Raw genomic sequence first — 1,032 nt, forward strand, 5'->3', positions numbered from 1 at the left:
TGTGAGCTTTCAGGAGGTTGTCCATTCGGACCGGACCGAGGAGACTGGAGTTACCAAGCTACAGCACTCTCCGGAGGGTCCGAATGAACATCCACAAGAATGCCCGCCTCACGCCGCTGCGTCGAGAGGAAATGGCTCGGGCGGTGACAGAAGGCGGTCTTTCCAAAGCCCATGCGGCGCGGACATATGGCGTGTCGGTGAAAATCGTGGCGCGTTGGGTCGAGCGCTACAGGGCTGAAGGCCGTGTGGGCATGACCGACCGCTCGTCGCGGCCCAGCGTCATGCCGGGCCTTACCAGCCAGGCGGTGTCCGAGTGCATTGCCGCGCTGCGCCGGCAACGGTTCACCGGCAAGCACATCGCCAAGGAAGTCGGCGTTTCGCCGTCCACCGTCAGCCGGGTGCTGCGGCGCGCCGGATTGTCGCGGCTGAAGGACATCGAGCCGGCGGAACCGGTGCGGCGCTATGAACGTGAGCATCCCGGCGAGATGATCCACATCGACATCAAGAAACTCGGCCGTTTCGACCGTGTCGGCCACCGCATCACCGGCGATCCCCAGCAGGGCAAGTCACGCGGCGCCGGCTGGGAGTTCGTCCATGTCTGCATCGACGACGCCTCCCGCGTCGCGTTCACGCAAATCCTGCCTGACGAGCGCAGGGAAAGCGCCGTCGCCTTCCTCAAGGCGGCGCTGGCCTATTACGCCAGCCTCGGCGTCACCGTCAGTCGCGTCATGACCGACAACGGCTCCTGCTACAGATCAAAGGCCTTCGCCAGAACCTGCCGCGAGCTCGGCCTCAAGCATGTCAGGACCAAACCCTACACGCCCAAGACCAACGGCAAGGCCGAACGTTTCATCCAGACCGCGCTCAGGGAGTGGGCCTACGCCACCGCCTATCCGACCTCAGATCATCGTGCCGCTGAGTTGCCGGTCTGGCTTCACAGATACAATTGGCATCGCCCGCATGGCAGCCTAAGGTCCAAAACACCCATCAGCCGCCTCGGCGTGACCGAGGACAACCTGTTGAGGCTCCACA

General features: G+C 63.9%; 1 protein-coding gene. It reads left to right on the forward strand.

The features are described 5' to 3' along the window. Nucleotides 1-83: 83 nt before the first annotated feature. Nucleotides 84-1,032: IS481 family transposase (locus PCJ21_RS22060; protein ID WP_269933570.1), on the forward strand; the 949-nt coding region annotated here is incomplete at its 3' end.

This window comes from Aminobacter sp. HY435 (assembly GCF_027568395.1).
In the GTDB taxonomy this organism is placed as follows: domain Bacteria; phylum Pseudomonadota; class Alphaproteobacteria; order Rhizobiales; family Rhizobiaceae; genus Aminobacter.